At 68.8% G+C, this 16,766-nt stretch carries 12 protein-coding genes; 3 read left to right on the top strand and 9 right to left on the bottom strand.

From position 1 onward, the window contains the following. Positions 1–5: 5 nt before the first annotated feature. The 5 genes from lepA to mutS all read right to left on the bottom strand — a co-directional run bounded on the left by lepA (position 6) and on the right by mutS (position 10,202). Positions 6–1,811, bottom strand: a complete 1,806-nt coding sequence (gene lepA, locus ACFOWB_RS00770) for a translation elongation factor 4 (protein WP_261401766.1) — start codon at positions 1,809–1,811, stop codon at positions 6–8. A 230-nt stretch (positions 1,812–2,041) separates the two neighbouring features. Further along, positions 2,042–3,109 carry a fatty acid desaturase family protein gene (locus tag ACFOWB_RS00765; protein WP_378145140.1) on the bottom strand — a complete coding sequence of 356 codons (1,068 nt, stop codon included), beginning with the start codon at positions 3,107–3,109 and terminating at the stop codon, positions 2,042–2,044. Positions 3,110–3,352: 243 nt separating this feature from the next. Next, on the bottom strand, positions 3,353–4,468 hold the full coding sequence (locus ACFOWB_RS00760) for a trypsin-like serine peptidase (RefSeq protein ID WP_378145138.1): 1,116 nt from the start codon (positions 4,466–4,468) through the stop codon (positions 3,353–3,355). 128 nt (positions 4,469–4,596) lie between these two features. Next, positions 4,597–7,416: a [protein-PII] uridylyltransferase gene (locus ACFOWB_RS00755; protein WP_261401769.1), complete on the bottom strand. Its 2,820-nt coding sequence runs from the start codon at positions 7,414–7,416 to the stop codon at positions 4,597–4,599. 110 nt (positions 7,417–7,526) lie between these two features. Then, positions 7,527–10,202 (bottom strand): DNA mismatch repair protein MutS, encoded by a 2,676-nt coding sequence (mutS, locus tag ACFOWB_RS00750; protein ID WP_378145135.1) that lies wholly within the window; start codon positions 10,200–10,202, stop codon positions 7,527–7,529. A gap of 360 nt (positions 10,203–10,562) precedes the next feature. Between mutS and ACFOWB_RS00745 the strand changes: the two genes are divergently transcribed. After that, a complete protein-coding gene (locus ACFOWB_RS00745) occupies positions 10,563–10,793 on the top strand; it encodes a hypothetical protein (protein ID WP_261401770.1) in 231 nt (76 codons plus the stop codon). Positions 10,794–10,929: 136 nt separating this feature from the next. On the opposite strand, the gene hemW is transcribed toward ACFOWB_RS00745, so the two are convergent. From hemW to rph, 3 genes are read right to left on the bottom strand one after another with little or no spacing between them, the layout of a single operon-like run. Next, positions 10,930–12,078, bottom strand: coding sequence for a radical SAM family heme chaperone HemW (gene hemW / locus ACFOWB_RS00740; RefSeq protein WP_261401771.1), 1,149 nt, complete (start codon positions 12,076–12,078; stop codon positions 10,930–10,932). Continuing rightward, positions 12,075–12,734: an RdgB/HAM1 family non-canonical purine NTP pyrophosphatase gene (rdgB, locus tag ACFOWB_RS00735; protein ID WP_378145131.1), complete on the bottom strand. Its 660-nt coding sequence runs from the start codon at positions 12,732–12,734 to the stop codon at positions 12,075–12,077. Before rdgB ends, hemW begins: the two co-directional genes overlap by 4 nt. A gap of 28 nt (positions 12,735–12,762) precedes the next feature. Beyond that, positions 12,763–13,476: a ribonuclease PH gene (gene rph / locus ACFOWB_RS00730; RefSeq protein ID WP_261405784.1), complete on the bottom strand. Its 714-nt coding sequence runs from the start codon at positions 13,474–13,476 to the stop codon at positions 12,763–12,765. A gap of 185 nt (positions 13,477–13,661) precedes the next feature. Here rph and hrcA point away from each other — a divergent pair, with 185 nt between their 5' ends. After that, entirely contained in the window at positions 13,662–14,762 is a 1,101-nt protein-coding gene (gene hrcA / locus ACFOWB_RS00725; RefSeq protein ID WP_378145129.1) for a heat-inducible transcriptional repressor HrcA, read from the top strand. Between the two features lie 139 nt (positions 14,763–14,901). On the opposite strand, the gene ACFOWB_RS00720 is transcribed toward hrcA, so the two are convergent. Continuing rightward, complete coding sequence (locus ACFOWB_RS00720) at positions 14,902–16,257, bottom strand: PQQ-dependent sugar dehydrogenase (RefSeq protein ID WP_378145127.1); 1,356 nt, start codon at positions 16,255–16,257, stop codon at positions 14,902–14,904. A gap of 103 nt (positions 16,258–16,360) precedes the next feature. On the opposite strand from ACFOWB_RS00720, the gene ACFOWB_RS00715 reads away from it, so the two are divergent. Next, positions 16,361–16,744, top strand: coding sequence for a DUF6665 family protein (locus ACFOWB_RS00715; protein WP_378145125.1), 384 nt, complete (start codon positions 16,361–16,363; stop codon positions 16,742–16,744). The last annotated feature ends 22 nt before the right edge of the window (positions 16,745–16,766 follow it).

Here is a 16,766-nt window from a genome sequence, read left to right as displayed (position 1 = left end):
GGGCCTCACTCGTCCATCTTCAGGGCGGCGATGAACGCCTCCTGGGGGATCTCCACGCGGCCGAACTGGCGGAGCTTCTTCTTGCCCGCCTTCTGCTTGTCGAGCAGCTTGCGCTTGCGGCTGGCGTCGCCGCCGTAGCACTTCGCCGTCACGTCCTTGCGGAGCGCCCGGATGGTCTCGCGCGCGATGATCTTGCCGCCGAGCGCCGCCTGCACCGGGATGACGAAGAGGTGCGGCGGGATCAACTCTTTCAGCTTCTCGCACATCGCCCGGCCGCGGGCTTCCGCGCGGGTGCGGTGGACGAGCATCGAGAGCGCGTCGACGGGTTCGGCGTTGACCAGGATCGACATCTTCACGAGGTCGCCGACTCGATAGTCGGTGATGGCGTAGTCGAACGAAGCGTAGCCCTTCGAGATCGACTTCAGCCGGTCGTAGAAGTCGAACACGACCTCGTTGAGCGGCAGGTCATAGACGACCATGGCGCGCTTGCCGACATAGTTGAGGTCGATCTGGAGGCCGCGCCGGTCCTGGCAAAGCTTCAGAACAGCGCCGAGATATTCGTCGGGCGTCAGGATCGTGGCGCGGATCCAGGGCTCGGAGATCTCCTCAATCTTCACCACGTCCGGCATGTCGGCCGGATTGTGGAGCTCGATCTCATCTCCGTTGGTCATCTGGATCTTGTAGATGACCGACGGCGCGGTCGCGATGAGATCGAGGTTGAACTCGCGCTCGAGCCGCTCCTGGATGATCTCGAGGTGGAGAAGGCCGAGGAAGCCGCAGCGGAAGCCGAAGCCGAGAGCGGCCGAGGTCTCCATCTCGAATGTGAAGCTCGCGTCGTTGAGGCGCAGCTTCCCCATCGCCGAGCGCAGGTCCTCGAAGTCGGCGGCGTCGACCGGGAAGAGGCCGCAGAACACCACCGGCTGCGCCGGCTTGAAGCCCGGCAGCATGTCGGCGGTCTGGCGCTTCTCTTCCGTGATGGTGTCGCCGACGCGGGTGTCGGCCACCTCCTTGATCGAGCCGGTGAGGAAGCCGATCTCGCCCGGCCCGAGGCTCTCGACGTCAGTCATCTTCGGCGTGAACACGCCCACCTTGTCGACGTCGTAGGAGGCGTTGGTGCCCATCAGGCGGATGCGCTGGCCCTTCTTCAGGACGCCGTCGACGATCCGCACCAGCACCACGACGCCGAGATAGACGTCGTACCAGCTGTCGACCAGCATCGCCTTCAGCGGCGCCTCGCGGTCGCCCTTGGGCGGCGGCAGGCGGTTGACGATGGCTTCCAGAACGAGGTCGATGCCGATGCCGGTCTTGGCCGAGACCGGCACGGCGTCGGAGGCGTCGAGGCCGATCACCTCCTCGATCTGCTCCTTGACGCGGTCGGGCTCGGCCGCGGGCAGGTCGATCTTGTTGAGGACCGGGACGATATCGTGGTTGTTATCGAGCGCCTGGTAGACGTTGGCGAGCGTCTGGGCCTCGACGCCCTGTGAGGCGTCGACGACGAGCAGCGAGCCCTCGCAGGCCGCGAGGCTCCGCGAGACCTCGTAGGCGAAGTCCACGTGGCCGGGCGTATCCATCAGGTTGAGGATGTAGGTCTTGCCGTCCTGCGCCGGATAGGTGAGGCGCACGGTCTGCGCCTTGATGGTGATGCCGCGCTCCTTCTCGATGTCCATCGAGTCGAGCACCTGCTCGGTCATCTCGCGCGCCTGCAATCCGCCGGTGAGCTGGATCAGCCGGTCGGCGAGCGTCGACTTCCCGTGGTCGATGTGGGCGACGATCGAGAAGTTGCGGATGTTGTTCTGGGGAGAAGCGGCCATGCCGCCGCGAGTATCAGGGGTTTTGCGCCGCGGCAAGGAGCGCGGGGAGGACGGCGAAGTCCTTGATCGAAAAAGCCGCGGAAAAGGAACTGCGTGCTTCGAGACGCGGCCTGCCGGCCGCTCCTCAGCATGAGGGATGGGGAGTTATCTGGAGCTACAAACCTCCCTCATGCTGAGGAGCCTGCGTAGCAGGCGTCTCGAAGCACGCAATTGGTTCGTTTGGGGTCGCCTTACTCCGCCGGCGCGATCTTGGTCTCGCTGGCGGAGCGGCGGTTGCGGATGAAGCCGATGAGGCGCGCCACCACCTCCCAGAAGCCGCGGGCGCTGCCTTCGCCGTAGCGGGCGCTCTCGGGCAACTCGGCCATCAGGCGGGCGTGGGCCGCCCCGAGATTGTGGTAGGGCAGGCGCGGCAGAAGGTGATGCAGCGCGTGGTAGCGCAGGCCGACCGGGGCCCAGAGCATCGGGAGCGTGGCGGGCGGCGGCACGTTGACGGTGTCGAGAAACTGCTCGGTCGGGGTCATCTCCTCGCCCTCGTTCTCCCAGTGGTGGGCGACGAGCGTGCGGAGCTGGTTGACGAGCCCGACCGCGGCCCCGAGCCCGATCCCGGTCCAGAACACGGTCTCGGTGATCACGCCGGCGAAGACGAGCGCCAGAAACGTCATGGCCCAGAGCGCGCAGAGGCTTTCGAGCCAGAGCCAGAGCTTCAGCTGCGAGCCTGTCGGCATCTCGCGGCGGAACAGCGGGTTGATGGCGAGCGCGGAGAACCGCTCCACCACCGTGCGGCGGAACGGCGGAAAGATTGCGGCGATCGGCGACAGGATCCCGAAGCGGATCAGCAGGCCGAACGGCGCGAGTCCCGCCACGAGCACGAACAGCGGCACCTGCCAGATCCGCCCATGGCCGAGCGGCATGTATTCGGGGTCCTGCACCGTGCCGTAGCGCGTCTTGGCGTGGTGCAGGTTGTGGACGCCCTCATACATCAGCGAGGGGGTGAGGAACGGCACGCCGATGAGGGCGTTGTAGCCGGCCTTGAAGCCCGGCACGTCCTGCGCGCGCAGGTGACTGACCTCGTGGATGAACGAGACCCCGCGATAGAAGGCGAGCGCCGAGACCACGAAGGCGATCGCCCGCATCCAGAGCTCGGGAAACAGCACGGCGCCGGCGAAGCCCGCATAGGCGACGAGCGCGGTGAGGATCAGGTCGGTCCAGTAGATTGCCGGCCGCGCGGTCAGCAGGTCCGAGCACAGCTTGTGCGCCTGGGCGACGAGATTGCGGTCGGGAGCGGCGTGCGTGGTCATCGAGCTTCGGACTTTCCTCGGCGAACCCGCGGCGCGGGCGCAAAGCGAGCGGAGCGACCGCCCGGCGGCCGGCGTCCCCCGCAGGACCGGCTCAAGCCGCGCCTCTATACCATCGTCCGAGGACCTGCGACAGCGGCGCCGGCGCAACGCCCGCATGCCGAAGCAGCGCCCCTGAAACGAAAACGCCCCGGACGCTTGGGCGTCCGGGGCGCGGTCGTTTCAGGCCGGCGAGCGGCCAAAGCGTCACTTGCAGGCGGCTTTGACCTTCTTGCAGGCGTCCTTGACCAGCGTGGTGATGTTCTTCTTGGTGAAGAACGACGCGCCCTGCTGCTTCATCTGGCCGTTGTCGTTGTAGCCCCAGCTCGTCACGCCGACCACGCGGTTGCGCTGCGGGTCGCGGCCGAACGGGTTGGTGTTGTCGGGCGTCACGCCAAGTCCGAAGTTCACCAGCCACGGGCCGCCGCTCGAGCCGCCGGTCTGGCCGGAGCCCATGACGGTGTTGTTGGCGAGGCTCTGGTCGATGACGCCCTGGGCGTCGGTGCGGATCATCTCCTCGCCGCCGTTGAGCGAGACCGGATAGCCGAGCTGGGTGATCTGCGCCTGGCCCGCGTTGTTGTAGCTGAAGCCGCCGACGGCGAAGCCGAAGTAGCCGGTCGCGTCGCCCGCGTAGCGCGAGCCCTGCGGCGCGAGAATGATCACGGCGACGTCGCTCTCGCAGACGATGCCGCGCACGGCGCAGCGGTCGGTGCCCTTGAGGTACTTCGTCGGCGCGATAACCGTGTGCCAGTCCCACTCGCCGAACGGCGCCGCGCCGTCGGAATAGGCCGGCACGTATTTGAAGTTGGAGAAGAAGCGGTTCTCGCCGAACTGGCTCACGCAGTGGGCCGCGGTCACAAGCACGCCTCGGCGAACCATCGAAGCGGAGCAGACGAACTGGTCGCCGTTGTCCTTGAAGAACAGCTTGCCGGCGCGCCGCGACGGGTCGCGCTCAGGGTTGGGCTCGTAAGCCGTGTTGTACACCATGCCGCTCGTGCCGAACTCCGGCGCGGGCGGGGCGCCGTCGGCGGCCGCCTTGACCTTGGACTTCGGAAGCTTGACGAGCGAGCGCACGCCGTCGCCTGCCTGGCCGTCTTCGGCGTGGGCCTCCTCGACGATTGGCGACTTCTCGGCCTGACGCAGCAGGTCGAGGAGCGGCGCGGCCGCCGTCGGGCTCGTCGGCAGAGGCAGCGGCTTGGCGTAGTCGACCTTGGACTTGCCGTCGCGGTTCTTGAGCGACGTGGTCTCGCCCGACTGCGCATGCGCAAGAGGCGCCGCGACGAGGGTCAAGACCGCCGCCGCGCACATGATACGGAAAGACATGGATTCCCCCCAAAGTCTCATGACCGCTTCCGGAAGCGTTGTGTTTCCGGAAAGCCCCCAAGTCCAGTCACTTCGACGTTTTAAGTACTACTACCTAGCGGCGCGCGTAAGGGTATCAGGGGGGGCGGTTAACGACTTGCGACACGATCCCTGGCTTTCCGCGTTTCGGTCTCGAAAGCCGCGGTCATGCGCGCCCGGATCGCCGTCTGGCGGTTCGCGTTGGAGATCTTCGCGCCCGTGAGGTCGGTCACGTAGAACACGTCGACGGCGCGCTCGCCGAAGGTCGCGACATGCGCCGAGGCGATGTTGAGGTTGAGCTTCGAAAGCGCGTCGGTGAGCTCGTAGAGCAGGCCCGGCCGGTCGAGGCCGACCACTTCGATCACCGTATGGCGGTCCGACCAGGCGTTGGTGATCGTGACCTCGGGCTCGATCTCGAAGGCGCGCGATTTCGACTTGGAGATCGCCTGTTCCTGGCGCTTCGCCACCATGTCGAACAGCCGGATCTCGCCCCTCAGCGACTGCTCGATCGCCTCTGCGACGCGACGGGCGCGGCGCAGCTCGTCCTCGTCGTCCGTGAAGGCGCGGCCGACGAAGATCGTGTCGAGCGCGAAACCGTCGGTCGTGGTCGAGATGTGGGCGTCGACGATGTTGGAGCCGGCCGCGACGCAGGCTCCTGCGATGATCGACAGCAGCTTCGGGTGGTCGGGCGCGAGCACCGTGACCTCCGTCACGCCGCGGAAGGTGTCGGTCGAGATGTCGGTGGCCAGCGTCCGGCCTTCCGCGACGGCGGCGGCGGCGAAGCGCGCATGGCGTTCGGCGCGGTCGAGGTCGGTCTTGAGCCAATAGGGCGAGTAGTGGCGCTCGGCGTAGGTCGCGAACTCGGCGTCGCTCCAGTCGCGGAGCCGCTCGCGAAGTTCGCTCTTCACGCGCTCGACGAGGTTGCGGCGGTCGCCGGCCGAATGGCCGCCGGTGAGCACAAGCTCCGTCTCCCAGTAGAGCGTGCGCAGCAGCTGGCCCTTCCAGCCGTTCCACACGCCCGGACCGACGGCCTTGATGTCGGCGATGGTGAGGATGAGCAGCATCTTCAGCCGCTCGGGGCTCTGCACGATCTTGGCGAAGTCCTCGATGGTGCGGCGGTCCGAGAGGTCGCGCGACTGCGCGACGATCGACATGGTGAGATGCTGCTCGATGAGCCACGCGACCGTGTCGGTCTGCGCCGGCGTCAGGCCGAGCCGCGGGCAGAGCTTGCGGGCGATCTTGGCGCCGGCGATCGAATGGTCCTCGGGCCGGCCCTTGGCGACGTCGTGCAGGAACAGCGCGACATAGAGCGCCACGCGGTCGCGGACCGTCGGCATCAGCTCGTTGGCGAGCGGATGCTCTTCGCTGGCCCGGCCCGCCTCGATCTCCGACAGGATGCCGATCGAGCGCAGGAGATGCTCGTCCACCGTGTAGTGGTGGTACATGTTGAACTGCATCATCGCGACGATGCGGCCGAAGTCCGGAATGAAGCGGCCGAGCACGCCGGTCTCGTTCATGCGGCGCAGGATCTTTTCCGGAGAGCGGCGCGAGCTGACGATCTCGAGGAAGAGTTCGTTGGCCTCCTTGTCCTCGCGCAGCTTCGCGTCGATCAGCTTCAGCGACTTGGTGATGAGGCGCGCGGCCGCCGGATGGCCCGGGATCTCGTGCGCGTCCATGATCTTGAAGAAGCGGATCAGGTTGACCGGATCGCGGACGAACACCTGATCGTCATGGACGTTCAGGCGGTCGCCGTCGATCACGAAGGAGCCGCTCTCGGGGGCCGCCCGGCGGTTCGACTTGCGGAAGCGCGTGAGGAAACGGTCGAGCTTCGGCTTCTTCTTCTGGTGCCGCGCCTCGAGCGCATGGCAGACGATCGCGGTGAGGTCGCCGACGTCCTTGGCCACGAGGAAGTAGTGCTTCATGAAGCGCTCGACGTCCTGCAGGCCCGGATGCTCGGTGTAGCCGAGCGCGATCGCGATCTGGCGCTGCAGGTCGAAGGAGAGCCGGTCCTCTGCGCGGCCCGTGATGAAGTGCAGGTGGCAGCGCACCGCCCAGAGGAAATCCTCGCACTTCTTGAACAGGCGCAGCTCCGCGGCCGAGAACAGTCCTGCCTCGACGAGGTCCGAGACCTCGCGGACGCGGTAGACGTATTTGCCGATCCAGAAGAGCGTGTTGAGGTCGCGCAGCGCGCCCTTGCCCTCCTTGACGTTGGGTTCGACGAGATAGCGCGAGCCGCCGCCGCCCTTCTGCAGGCGCTCGTCACGCTCGGCGAGCTTGGCGGTGGCGAATTCGGCCGCCGTGCCCTCCATCACTTCGGCGTCGAAGCGCGTGACCTTCTCCTCGAACAGCCCTTCGTCGCCGACGATGAAGCGAGATTCGAGCACCGCGGTGCGGATCGTCATGTCGGCCCGCGACAGGCGCACGCATTCGTCGATCGAGCGGCGGGCGTGGCCGACCTTCAGCCCGACGTCCCACAGCACGTAAAGCATCGCCTCGACGACGCTCTCGGCCCAGGCGGTGGCCTTGTAGGGCATGAGGAACAGCAGATCGACGTCGGAGCCCGGCGCCATCGCGCCGCGGCCGTAGCCGCCGACAGCCACCACCGCGAGCCGCTCGCCCGAAGAGGGATTGGCGAGCGGATAGAGGTCGGTGGTCACATGGGCGTAAAGCGCGCGGATGCAGCCGTCCATCAGCCGCGACAGGCGCTCGGCGCAAGCCGTGCCGGCGCCGTCCTCGTTCAGCCATTCGCGCGCCTGTTCGCGTCCCTCGGCGAGCGCGAGCTTGAGCCGGGCGACGACAGCGGTGTGCCGCTCGAGCGACTGGCCGCGATGCTTGACGGTGATCTCCGACAGCTCGCGGGTCAGCGCCTCCTGGTCGACGAGCGCCCGCACGTTGCGCGCGGCGCGAAGGCGTTGGCGGACGTTGGACATCGAACGAAACAAGGCTCCGGGCGCGTGGCTTGCGCGCGTTCGGCGCGACTATGAGCGCCAAAAGTGAAGGCGCTATCTATGGCGGGAGGGGGCCGGGCGCAAACGGGGCCCTAACCCTTCCGCAGCCCCTTCAGCCGATACAGCGCCTCCAGCGCCTCGCGGGGGGTGAGGGCGTCGGGGTCCAGCGCGTCGAGCGCCTCGGCCACCGGATCGGCCTCCGCCTCGGGCTTGGCGCGCGTGGCGGCGAAGAGCGGCAGGTCGTCGATCATGCGCTCGATCGGCGAGGCGCGGTCGGCGGCCTCGAGTTCGTCCAGGACCGCCTTGGCGCGGCGCGTCACCGCGGCGGGAAGCCCCGCGAGCTTCGCCACCTGGATGCCGTAGGAGCGGTCCGCCACGCCCGCCGCGACCTCGTGCAGGAACACGACCTCGCCCTTCCATTCGGCCACCCGCACGGTGGCGTTGCGCAGGCGCGGCAGCCTCCGGGCGAGCGCTGTCAGCTCATGGAAATGCGTCGCGAACAGCGCGCGGCAGCGGTTTGCCTCGTGGAGATGCTCGATCGCCGCCCAGGCGATCGAGAGGCCGTCGAAGGTTGCGGTGCCGCGGCCGATCTCGTCCAGCACCACGAGCGAGCGCGGTCCGGCCGTGTTCAGGATCGCGGCGGTCTCCACCATCTCGACCATGAAGGTCGAGCGGCCGCGGGCGAGGTCGTCGGCGGCGCCGACGCGGCTGTAGAGCCGGTCCACCACGCCGATCCGCGCGGCCTTGGCGGGCACATATGCGCCCGCCTGCGCCAGCACCGCGCAGAGCGCCGCCTGGCGGAGATAGGTTGACTTGCCGCCCATGTTGGGGCCGGTGACGAGCTGGATCAGCCCGCCGGAGCCGTCGGGCGCGGAAAGATCCACGTCGTTCGGCACGAACGGCTTTCCCTCGCGCTTCAGCGCGGCCTCCACCACGGGGTGGCGCGCGCCTTCGAGATGAAAGTCGAGCCCGTCGTCGACATGCGGGCGAACGTGCCCGAGCTCCACCGCGACTTCCGCGAGGCCCGCGGCGACGTCGAGCGCCGCGAGCGCCTCGGCGCAGGCGCGAGAGGTCTCCCAGCCTTCCGTGACGCGTAGCGACAGGCTTTCGAAGATCGCGAGCTCCATGCCGAGCGCGGTGTCGGCCGCCTCGCCGATGCGGCGCTCCAGATCGCCGAGCTCGGTCGTGGTGAAGCGCATCGCGCCCGCCATGGTCTGGCGGTGCACGAAGGTCGCTCCGTGGTCCTTCAGGATCCGTTCGCCGTGCTGCTGCGGCGCCTCGATGAAATAGCCCAGCACGTTGTTGTGCTTGATCCGCAGCGTGCGGACGTCGGTCGCCTCGGCGTAAGCCGCCTGCAACTGCGCGATCACCTTGCGGCTCTCGTCGCGCAAGCTCCTTGTGGCGTCGAGCTCGGCGTCGCTTCCCTGGCGCACGAAGCCGCCGTCGCGCTTCAGGAGCGGCAGTTCGTCGGCGAGAGTGCGCGCGAGATCGAGCGCGAGAGCGTGGTCTGCGTTTGCGAGCGCGTCCGCGATCGCCGAGAGTTCGTCGGGCGCGTCGTCCAGAGAGGCGAGGCGGGCGGAAAGCCCCTGCGCGGCGTTCAGAGCGTCGCGGATCGCCGCGAGGTCGCGGGGCCCGCCGCGCGCGAGCGCGATGCGCTGGGCGGCGCGTGCGAGATCGGGGGCGCGCGCGAGGGCCTGCCGCACCGTCCGGCGAAGCTCCGGCGCGTCGATCAGCGCCGCGACCGCGTCGTGCCGGCGATGGATCGCCGCGACGTCGAGCAGCGGGCCGGCGATGCGCGCGCCGAGCGCCCGCGAGCCGTGCGCGGTGACGCAGCGGTCGACGGCGTCGAGCAGGCTGCCCTCGCGCTCGCCCGACAGGCGCCGCACGAGCTCGAGATTGGCGCGCGTCGCGGCGTCGATCTCCATCACGACGCCGCGACCCTCGCGCGCCGGCGCCTGCAAACGCGGGCGGCTCTGGAGCTGGGTGCGCTCGATGTAGCCGACGATCATGGCCGCAGCCATGACCTCGGGCTTCGACAGCGCGCCGAACGCGTCGACGGTCGCGACGCCGAAATGGGCCGCGAGCCGGGCCTCCGCGCGCGCCGGATCGACAAGGTCGCGGGCCGCGGGCGTAATCGCGGCGCGGGCTTCGCCGAGCGCCGTCGAAAGATCCTCGACGAGCTGTTCGGGCACGACGATCTCGGCCGCGTCGAGCCGGGCGAGCGCGGCGCCGATCCCGGCGGTCGCGACTTCCGACACGCCGAAGGCGCCGGTCGAGACGTCGACATGGGCGAGGCCGAAGGCGAAGCCGCCGTCCTCGGAGCGGCCGCGCGCGATCGCGGCCAGCAGATTGGCGCGGCGCGGCTCCAGCAGCGCGTCTTCGGTGAGCGTTCCGGGGGTGACGAGCCGCACGACATCGCGCCGCACGACCGACTTGGAGCCGCGCTTCTTGGCCTCCTTCGGGTCCTCGGTCTGCTCGCAGACCGCGACCCGGAAGCCCTGCGCGATGAGGCGCTGGAGATAGTCGTCGGCGCGCTCCACCGGCACGCCGCACATCGGGATGTCTTCGCCCAGATGCTTGCCGCGCTTGGTCAGCGCGATGCCGAGCGCGCGGCTTGCGGCCTCCGCGTCGGCGAAGAACATCTCGTAGAAGTCGCCCATCCGGTAGAACAGCAGGCTGTCGGGATTGGCGGACTTGATCTCGAGATACTGCGCCATCATCGGCGTCGGGGCGGGGGCCGCGGCAGTCTCCTGCTCGATCGCGCTCATCGGCGGCGACGCATTGGAGCGGTCGACTGCGTGCTTCGAGACGCCCGCTGGCGCGGGCTCCTCAGCATGAGGCGCGGAGAGAATGCCAAAACCAAACCAGTCCTCATGCTGAGGAGCGTTCCGATAGGAACGCGTCTCGAAGCACGCAGTCGGCGCGCGCAAGGTCGAGGCGCAAGATGCGAGGAGGGCAGCTCAAAGGGCAAGGCTTGGCCGCGCGTCATCCTCAGCTTCTGAGCCCCCGATGGGCGATGCCGGCTGGCTCTCCATCCCACGGTCACTTTTGCGCGCCAAAGGCTCCGCGAATGCGCTAAGCGGTCCCTAAGAACGCCGCCGCAAGAGCGCGCCAAGGGAGAACCGATAATGGATCATCGCGTCATCGTCGCCGCCCGACTGCTGGTCGCCGCCGGCCTATCAACAGCCGCGCTGGCGCCGGCCTCCGCGCAGTCCGTGCAGGAGGCGCAGCGCAACCTGTTCATCTGCATGCAGAAAGCCAGCAATCTTCAGCTTAAGGATGACAAGAAACAGGCGTTCATCGACAAGTGCGTCGCCGAGAGCGAACAGCCGGCCGACGGGCGGAAGAGCGCGAACTGAGGCGCGGACCCTTAGGCCGTCATCATGGGCCTGACCCGGGATCCAGAACCGACGCCGCTGGACGCGCTGGACGGGCCGCCTCGGTTCTGGATCCCGGCTCTTCGGCCGGGATGACGGCGGTGGTTCAGGAGCGACCTTAGCTCGCGAGATCCGCCACCACGGCGTCGAGCACCGGCAGGCCCTCGGGCGTCACCCGCAGGCGCGTCTTGCCTACCCGCTCCACCATGCCATCCATGATGAGGTCGTCGATGCGGCGGTCGTCGATGCGCCGGCCCGAAATCGCGATGAAGCGCGCGAGGTCGATGCCTTCTGTCAGCCGCAGGCCCATCAGCAGGAACTCGTCGCCCTGCGCCTCGAGGCTGAGCGCGGCGTCCATCACCAGCCCCGAGCCGTCCGCCTCGACGGCGCTCGCCCAGAGCTCCGGATTGCGCTCGGTAGAAAGCTCCCGCCGTGTCCCGTCGACGACGAGGCGGCCATGCGCGCCGGGCCCGACGCCCGCATACTCGCCGTAGCGCCAGTAGACGAGGTTGTGGCGGCTCTCCGAGCCCGGCCGCGCGTGGTTCGAGATCTCGTAGGCCGGCAGACCTGCTTCCGCACACGTCTCCTGCGTCACGTCCCAGAGCGCGCGGCCGGTCGCCTCGTCGGGCGTCTTCAGCTTGCCCGCCTTGTGAAGCTCGTAATAGGGCGTGCCTTCCTCGATGGTGAGCTGGTAGAGCGACAGGTGCTCGGTTCCGCGGGCGAGCGCCTCGGACAGCTCCTTCTTCCACATCTGCGGCGTCTGGTCGGGCCGGGCGTAGATCAGGTCGAAGGAGACGCGGGGAAAGATCTCGGTCGCCACGTCGAGCGCCGCCATCGCCTCCTCGACGGTGTGGAGCCGCCCGAGCCGGGTCAGGTCCTCCTGCACAAGCGACTGCACGCCCAGCGAGACGCGCCCGACGCCCGCCGCCCGGTAGCCGCGGAAGCGGTCGGCCTCGACGCTGGTCGGGTTCGCCTCGAGCGTCACCTCGACGGCGTCGTCGACCTCCCAGTTCTCCGCGATCGCGTCGAGAATTCCCCCGACGGTCTCAGGCTGCATCAGCGAGGGCGTGCCGCCGCCGAAGAAGATCGAGGACACGGTGCGCCCGGGAGCCAGCGCGGCCATATGGGCGATCTCGCGCCGGAAGGCCGATAGGAAGCGCGGCTCGTCCCAGCCGCGGTGGCGGACATGGCTGTTGAAGTCGCAATAGGGGCACTTCGAGGCGCAGAACGGCCAGTGCACATAGACCCCGAAGCCGGGCTCGGTCATCTCGGCGGGCCTTCCGGGAACAGGAGCGCCATCAGCTCGCCGAAGGCGCGGGCGCGGTGCGAAAGGCCCGTGGCGCGGCCGGCATCGTCCCATTCCAGGCCGTGCTTTTCGTCCGAGTCCATCTCGCCGAACGTGCGGTGATGACCTTCGGGAAGGAAGATAGGATCATAGCCGAAGCCCAGATCGCCGCGCGGCGGCCAGACGATCGTTCCGGCGACCGACCCTTCGATGTCGACCGACTCGCCGCTCGGCCAGGCGAGCGAGAGCGCCGCCACGAAAGCCGCGTCGCGCTCGTCGGCCGAGTCCGCGCCGCGGTCGCGAAGATCCTCCTCGACGCGCAGCATGGCGGCGTCGAAGTCCTTGGTCTCGCCCGCCCATCGGGCCGAGAAGATGCCGGGCGCGCCCCAGAGCGCGTGGACGCAGAGCCCGCTATCGTCGGCGAGCGCGGGAAGGCCGGAAGCCTCGGCTGCGGCCTCGGCCTTGATGCGGGCGTTCTCGGCGTAGGTGGTGCCGGTCTCGTCGGGTTCTGGAAGCCCGAGCTCGCCCGCGGAGGTGAGCTCGAGCCCGAAGGGCGACAGCAGCTCGCGGAATTCGCGCAGCTTTCCGGCGTTGTGCGTCGCGATGACGAGGCGGGGGCCGAGCGGGGGAAGGGTCATCAGATCAGTCCGTCGGAGCCCATCGCGTTCACGCGACCGCCAGCTTCTGCAGTTCGACGAGGCTCGCGCAGCCGTCCTTGGCGAGCTTGAGGAGCGCGAGCAGCTCCTCTTCCGAGAACGGCGCGCCCTCGGCGGTGCCCTGCACCTCGACGATGCCGCCGGAACCCGTCAGCACGAAATTGGCGTCGGTCTCGCAGGAAGAATCCTCGGCGTAGTCGAGGTCGGCCACCGGCGCGCCCTTGTAGATCCCGCATGAGATCGCCGCGACGTGGTCCTTCAGCGCCTCGCCCTTCAGCATGTCGCGGGCCTTCATCCACTGGAGGCAGTCGTGGAGCGCGACCCAGGCGCCGGTGATGGACGCGGTGCGGGTGCCGCCGTCGGCCTGCAGAACGTCGCAGTCCACCGTGATCTGGCGCTCGCCGAGCGCCTTGAGATCCACGACGGCGCGCAGGCTCCGGCCGATCAGCCGCTGGATCTCCTGCGTGCGGCCCGAGGGCTTTCCGCTCGTCACCTCGCGCCGGGTGCGCTGGTGGGTGGCGCGCGGCAGCATGGCGTATTCGGCCGTCACCCAGCCGCGGCCTTGGCCCCGCAGCCAGCCTGGGGCCTTGTCCTCGATGGACGCGGCGCACAGCACGTGGGTCTCGCCGAACTTTACGAGGCACGAGCCTTCCGCATAGCGCGCGACCCCGCGCTCCAGCGACACGGGCCGCATGGCTTCGGGGGCGCGGTTCGACGGACGGATCGACATAAGGACGGGCTCTTCTTCAGGCGCTTGCGCTGGATGCGCGTTCTTCTGCCTTTCCAGGGCCGCGCCTGCAAGCCAAGCTTCGTGGTTGATGGAGCGACCCAAGGCCTCGGGATCACTTGATCCGGCGGCTCAGGCGGAACAGGGTCAATTCATGCAGCGCTTTGTCTCGCCCGTGCCCCATGTCGATTGAACGGCGGCTCCTCGAGTCCACGGCCGCGGGATTCTCGCAGCTCGACCGGCGATCGCGCGACATTTTCCGGCGCATCGTCGACGGCTATCTCTCGACGGGCGAGCCGCTCGGCTCGCGCAACATCTCGCGGCTGCTCTCGGTTTCGCTGTCGCCGGCCTCGGTGCGCAACGTCATGGCGGACCTCGAGGCGCTCGGCCTCATCTACGCGCCGCATGTCAGCGCCGGGCGCCTGCCGACGGAGCTCGGACTGCGCTTCTTCGTCGACGCCATGCTCGAGATCGGCGATCTCTCGCCGGAAGACCGCACCGCGATCGAGCGCCAGGTGACGGGCGCGAGCCATCAGCGCTCGATGGAGGAGATCCTCACCGACGCCTCCGCGATGCTCTCGGGGTTGTCGCGCGGCGCGGGCGTCGTGGTGGCGAGCAAGCAGGATCCGGCGATTAAGCACATCGAGTTCGTGCCGCTCGAGCCGGGCAGGGCGCTCGCGGTGCTGGTCGGCGAAGACGGCTCGGTGGAGAACCGCCTGCTGCCGCTTCCTCCCGGCCTGCCGCCCTCGGCGCTGGTCGAGGCCTCGAATTTCCTGAACGGCCGGATGCGCGGGCGCACGCTCGCCGAGGCCAGGGCCGCGATCCAGGACGCGCTGGCCTCGGCCGAGCGGGAGCTGAACGAGCTGTCCGCGCGCGTCGTCGAGGCGGGTCTGGCCGGCTGGGGCGGAGGAGGCGGCGACCATCCGCGCCAGCTCATCGTGCGCGGACAGGCGAACCTGCTCGAGGATCTGAAGGCGCTTGAGGATCTCGAACGCGTGCGGCTGCTGCTCGACGACCTCGAGGGCAAGAAGGACGTCATCGAACTCCTCGGCCGCGCCGAGGACGCCGACGGGGTGCGGATCTTCATCGGCTCGGAGAACAAGCTGTTCTCGCTCTCCGGCTCCTCGATGATCGCAGCGCCCTTCCGCGACGGCGACAAGAAGATCGTGGGCGTTTTGGGCGTCATCGGCCCGACGCGGCTCAACTACGCCCGCATCGTGCCGATGGTGGACTACACCGCGCGGGTGGTGGGCCGGATGCTGGGGCAGCCGCAAGGCGGCTGAGCCTCCACGCCCTTGTCCCGGACTTGATCCGGGACCCAGAACCGACGAGCCCTCAAGAAAAATTGGCGCGCTCCGGGTTCTGTCCGGAACGCGCCACGTTTCTGGGTCCCGTATCAAGTCCGGGACAAGAGCGTCGTGTTCAGCCCTGCGGCTTCGCGGCGCCAGCTTCGGCCGCAGCCTGTGCGGGCGTCACGCGCCAGATCTTGTTGCCGGTGTCGTCGGCCACGAGCAGCGCGCCGGCCTTGTCGATCGCGACGCCGACGGGTCGCCCCTGCGCGTCGCCGTCCTTGTTGAGGAAGCCGGTCAGGACGTCCTCCGGCGCCCCGTTCGGCTTGCCGTCCTTGAACGGCACGAAGATCACCTTGTAGCCGCTCACCGGATTGCGGTTCCACGAGCCGTGCTGGCCGACGAACGCGCCGCCGGCGTATTTCTCGCCGAAGAGCTGGCCCTCGTTGAAGATCAGCCCGAGCGAGGCGGTGTGGGGCCCGAGCGCGTAGTCGGGCTTCACGGCCTTGGCCACGAGGTCGGGCCGGGGCGGCTGCACGCGCTCGTCGACGTTCTGGCCGAAATAGCTGTAGGGCCAGCCGTAGAACGCGCCGTCCTTCACCGACGTCATGTAATCGGGCACGAGGTCGGAGCCGATCTCGTCGCGCTCATTCACCACCACCCAGAGCTCGCCGGTCGCAGGATTGATGGTCGCGCCGTTGGGGTTGCGCAGGCCAGAGGCGAAGACCCGCGTCTGTTTCGTCGCGACGTCGACCTCGAGCACCGCGGCGCGGTCCTTCTCGGCCTCGATGCCGTTCTCGGCGACGTTCGAGTTGGAGCCGGAGGTGGCGTAGAGCTTGGTCCCGTCCTTGGACGCCGTCAGGTCCTTGGTCCAGTGGTGGTTGAGCGGCCGCTCCGGCAGGTCGACAAGCTTCTCGGGCTTGGCCGTGATCTCGGTGTCGCCGTCCTTGTAGGGCACGCTCACGATCGCGTTGGTGTTGGCGATCCAGAGCCTTCCGTTCGACAGCACGACGCCGAAGGGCGAATAGAGATCCTTCACCAGCGTCGAGCGGAACTCGGCCTTGCCGTCGCCGTCGGCGTCGCGCAGCAGGGTGATGCGGTTCGCGCTCGGCACTTTCGCGCCGGCCCGGTCCATGAAGTAGCCCTTGACCCAGCTCATCGGGCCGCTCTTGGCGTCGGGCTTCGGCGGCTCGGCGGTCTCCACCACGAGCACGTCGCCGTTGGGGAGCGTGTAGACGCGCCGCGGATGATCGAGCCCGCCGGCGAACTCCGCGACCTGCATGCCGCTCGCGGCCGTCGGCTTGGCGTCTCCCGTCCAGCCCACGGCCTTGCTCAGATTGATGGTCGGGATCCAGCTCTTCACCGGCTCGGGCAGGGTCGGGTTCGGCCCGTGGCCCTGTGCGATCGGAACCTTGGCCTCCTCGTTGCAGGAGGCGAGCCCGAGGCCGAGCGCGGCCACGAGCGTCAGGCGAAAAGCTGGGATCGTCATTTCATGTCCTTGCATATCGTCCGGCGGGCGCAGGCCCGCACGGAAGGCGCAACGGACGGGGCGCGGCTCCGTTCCCGCGCGCGGCCGCAACTCACGGAACCGTTTGCGCAAGGCCGCTTTTTCGGCCGACGGTTCTCGCGCGGACCAAGGATCGTCTAGACTGGCGGGTATGCATTTCAGCCGCCGGCCCGCCCAGCTTCCCGACCTGCTGCGCAGCGGCGCCGACACGCTGGAAGTTGAGCTGCTGGCCGAAAAGGCCGCGGCGCTCGGCCGGTCGGGAGAGCGGCTGGAAAAGGCGCTCGACGCCTATCGGGCGGCCGGCGACGATCCGGCGCGGCGCCGCTCTTTGGCGTTCGCGGCCGCGGAGGCTGCGCACGCCCATTTCATCCAGCGCGAACTGTCGGGCCACCGCAGCCACGACGATGTCGTGCGGCGGCTGGCGATCCCGCCCGAAGTGTTCGGCAAGATCGGCGCGCGTCCGGAGTGAGGGCGCGGACGATGCCCGCGCC

It is taken from the genome of Chenggangzhangella methanolivorans (assembly GCF_042648545.1).
Taxonomy (GTDB): domain Bacteria; phylum Pseudomonadota; class Alphaproteobacteria; order Rhizobiales; family Methylopilaceae; genus Methylopila; species Methylopila methanolivorans.
This window is presented reverse-complemented; position numbering and strand designations above follow the sequence as displayed.

Coding starts and splice junctions, on each gene's coding strand:
- lepA (WP_261401766.1), bottom strand. CDS start 1,811: ATGGCCGCTTCTCCCCAGAACAACATCCGCAACTTCTCGATCGTCGCC.
- ACFOWB_RS00765 (WP_378145140.1), bottom strand. CDS start 3,109: ATGACCACGCACGCCGCTCCCGACCGCAATCTCGTCGCCCAGGCGCAC.
- ACFOWB_RS00760 (WP_378145138.1), bottom strand. CDS start 4,468: ATGTCTTTCCGTATCATGTGCGCGGCGGCGGTCTTGACCCTCGTCGCG.
- ACFOWB_RS00755 (WP_261401769.1), bottom strand. CDS start 7,416: ATGTCCAACGTCCGCCAACGCCTTCGCGCCGCGCGCAACGTGCGGGCG.
- mutS (WP_378145135.1), bottom strand. CDS start 10,202: ATGAGCGCGATCGAGCAGGAGACTGCCGCGGCCCCCGCCCCGACGCCG.
- ACFOWB_RS00745 (WP_261401770.1), top strand. CDS start 10,563: ATGGATCATCGCGTCATCGTCGCCGCCCGACTGCTGGTCGCCGCCGGC.
- hemW (WP_261401771.1), bottom strand. CDS start 12,078: ATGACCGAGCCCGGCTTCGGGGTCTATGTGCACTGGCCGTTCTGCGCC.
- rdgB (WP_378145131.1), bottom strand. CDS start 12,734: ATGACCCTTCCCCCGCTCGGCCCCCGCCTCGTCATCGCGACGCACAAC.
- hrcA (WP_378145129.1), top strand. CDS start 13,662: ATGTCGATTGAACGGCGGCTCCTCGAGTCCACGGCCGCGGGATTCTCG.
- ACFOWB_RS00720 (WP_378145127.1), bottom strand. CDS start 16,257: ATGACGATCCCAGCTTTTCGCCTGACGCTCGTGGCCGCGCTCGGCCTC.